The sequence below is a fragment of the Candidatus Thiosymbion oneisti genome, from assembly GCF_900092655.1.
Classification (GTDB): Bacteria; Pseudomonadota; Gammaproteobacteria; order Chromatiales; family Chromatiaceae; genus Thiosymbion; species Thiosymbion oneisti.
Genome location: NZ_FLUY01000561.1, coordinates 1 through 2,860, shown reverse-complemented (window position 1 = coordinate 2,860; position 2,860 = coordinate 1). Strand labels below are relative to the sequence as shown.

Below are 2,860 nucleotides of genomic sequence, written 5' to 3'. Positions count from 1 at the left end.
GAAGCTACGGATTCGATCCGCTGTTCTACTGGCAACCGGTCATCTTTTCCAAGCGCCACCGCTCACCCTACGAGCAGTATTGGGCTGAACGATTTCTCCTTATAGAGCAGATGCACGACATAGAACAGATGTACGACGCCATCTACCGACGGATACAACGCTCCCAAGCCCTGAACAGCCGTTCGCATTTTCACAACCTCAGCGCGCTGTTCGACGATGTGGAAGAACCCTATTATCGGGACTATTGTCACGTATCCGAGGCGGGCAACCGGCTGATCGCCGCGGCTATGGTGGACGCTGTGATCGAGCTGATCGAGCAACGCCAAGCAGCCGCCAAACAGAAGAGGGTGCGGTGATCGCTTACGGTATGGCAAGGAGCCTACTTCGATCCGTGCAGGCGGTCGGATCGGGCATCCGCACGGGCTGGCTGCTCCTGGGCATCACGCTGATTCTGATCATCGTCTGCGAGCTGGGGCTGCGCCTGGCACTGACGACCCGGGACCGGCTCATGGATCGTCAGCCGCCGACCGAGGGCGAGTACGAAAACAGGTTGGTACAGGCCGACGCCTATCGTGACGCCGCATGGGTCCACGAGTATTTCAAGGAACGCAACAAGGCCCGGCGATCCGTCTGGTCCCCATACGTCTATTGGCAGGGTGCCCCACACCGGAGCCGGTACATCAATACGAACCAAAACGGCCTGCGGGCAACCTGGAACCCGCCAACCCGGGACGGCGCCGACGACCCACCGCCGGTGCGCGTGTTCACCTTCGGCGGTTCGACCATGTGGGGCTGGGGCGCACGCGATGACTACACCATTGCCTCGCACCTGGGCAAACTGTTGCACGCGAAGGGATATCGCGCCGAAGTGACGAATCACGGCCAGTTCGGCTACGTCAGCACCCAGGAAGCGATCGCCCTGCTGCGCTGCATCCAGCGCGGTGACGTGCCGGACATCGTGCTCTTTTACGACGGTATCAACGATGTGTTTTCGGCTCACCAAAACGGCGCAGCAGGCATCCCGATGAACGAGGTGGTCCGGCGTGCGGAATTCAGGCTCAGCCTCAGCTGGCGGCCGAAACAACTTGCACGGATCTATGGACGAGGGTTCCTGATCAAAAATCTTTGGGGGTTCCACCGTTTGGTGACGGGGCTGCAGCACCGCATTCGGCCACAGGCATCACCCCATACCGGATCACAGGTCCCTGTGCTAAGCGACGAGGTGGTCCGGCAAGCGGTACGTGTGTACCAAACCAACCTCACCCTGGTCGAGTCCTTGGGTCGAGGCTACGGATTCGATCCGCTGTTCTACTGGCAACCCATCATCTTTTCCAAGCGGCACCGTTCACCTTGGGAGGAGATCCTGGCCGGGTTTGCCTTCTCGACCAAGCAGGCCTACGACACCATCTACCGGCGGGTGCGGCAGTCCGAATCCTTGAACAGCCACCCGCGTTTTCGCAACATCAGCGCACTCTTCGACGATTCCGGAGAACCCTATTACGTGGATCAGTTCCATCATCTCTCCGAGGCGGGCAACCGGCGGGTCGCCGCGGCCATAGCGGATGATGTAATCGAGCTGATCGAGCAACGCCGGGCAGCCGCCAAAGAGAAGAGGATGCTGTGATCGCCTGCCGGGCGACGGAGAACGTAAAAATGACCGAGCAATCCAAGCCATCCCCCAGGGGCCAGGCGGAGCGATTCGCCCAACAAGCCGCAGGTAAGCCGGCAGGCCTATTGCGCGAATCCATGGATTTTCTGCGGCATAACAAGAAGTGGTGGTTAATACCGATCGTTCTCCTGCTGCTGCTGGTCTCGGCGCTCGTGTTCCTGACCGGCAATCCGGTAACCGCCCCGATGATGTACACGATGTTCTGAGCCGGCGCCGCGTTACAATGCTGGGGCGATGTAGCGGGTGCAGGTCTTCAAGTCACTGTGGATCAGGCTTTGGGCCCGATTTCAAAAGAGGGTGAAGTATAAATGTATGGGTTTGACGCCTTGCTGTTGGATGTAGATGGGACCCTTGCCGATACGGAGCGGGACGGCCATCGCTGTGCGTTTAATGCGGCCTTCGCCGAGGTCGGTCTCGACTGGGACTGGTCCGCAGCGCTCTACGGGGAATTGCTCTCAGTCACGGGGGGTAAGGAGCGGATTCGCCACTATATCGACCATTGGCGGCCCTCATTTGAAGCCCCCGGCGATCTCGATGGCTTCATTGCGGACCTTCACCGGCGCAAGACCCGACACTACCTCGAGCTCCTGGGCCAAGGCCGGATCCCCCTGCGCGAGGGAGTGATGCGCCTGTTGCACCAGGCCCGGGATGCGGGCGTGCGCCTTGCCATCGCCACCACCACCACGCCGGAGAATGTCAGCACCCTACTGGCGTGCAGCGGTGACGGGGATATCGGCGACTGGTTTGAGGTCATCGCCGCCGGCGATGTGGTGCCGGCCAAGAAGCCGGCACCGGACATCTTTCGCCTGGCGCTGAATGAGCTGCGGCTTCCGGCTCGCGCCTGCGTCGCCATCGAGGACTCCGCCCACGGCGTTCGCTCCGCACTCGGGGCCGACCTGCAGGCCCTGCTGGTGACGGTCAACGCCTACACCCGGGATCAGGATTTCTCCGGCGCGGCCTTGGTGACGGACGGACTCGGTGAGCCTGACTCCCCGGTAAAGGTGCTGCAGGGCACCCTGGAAGGATCGGATCACATCGACCTTGCCGCACTGGATGCCATGCACCGGCGGGTCTATCAGCAATCCTGAATTATTTGGCGTAACGCAACATAACGCTAGTGCAGCATAGTAAAAATACGGAGACCATTTCTTGCATTAGAACCACGGATGGACACAGATAAACACGGATTGT

General features: G+C 60.5%; 4 protein-coding genes. All 4 read left to right on the top strand.

What is annotated here, in order from left to right:
- On the top strand, window positions 1-356 hold a 356-nt coding region (locus BQ17_RS21550), incomplete at its 5' end, for a hypothetical protein (protein ID WP_176722315.1).
- A complete protein-coding gene (locus tag BQ17_RS05930) occupies window positions 353-1,624 on the top strand; it encodes an SGNH/GDSL hydrolase family protein (RefSeq protein ID WP_141699129.1) in 1,272 nt (423 codons plus the stop codon). The genes BQ17_RS21550 and BQ17_RS05930, both read left to right, overlap by 4 nt.
- A gap of 29 nt (window positions 1,625-1,653) precedes the next feature.
- Window positions 1,654-1,875 (top strand): DUF5989 family protein, encoded by a 222-nt coding sequence (locus BQ17_RS05925; protein ID WP_133511309.1) that lies wholly within the window; start codon window positions 1,654-1,656, stop codon window positions 1,873-1,875.
- Window positions 1,876-1,977: 102 nt separating this feature from the next.
- The gene (locus tag BQ17_RS05920; protein WP_089725181.1) at window positions 1,978-2,757 is read left to right on the top strand and encodes an HAD family hydrolase; all 780 of its coding nucleotides are present in this window, start codon (window positions 1,978-1,980) and stop codon (window positions 2,755-2,757) included.
- Window positions 2,758-2,860 lie beyond the last annotated feature (103 nt).

Excerpts from the sequence above, each read along its gene's own strand:
- BQ17_RS05925 (WP_133511309.1), top strand. The coding sequence starts at position 1,654 with ATGACCGAGCAATCCAAGCCATCCCCCAGGGGCCAGGCGGAGCGATTC.
- BQ17_RS05920 (WP_089725181.1), top strand. The coding sequence starts at position 1,978 with ATGTATGGGTTTGACGCCTTGCTGTTGGATGTAGATGGGACCCTTGCC.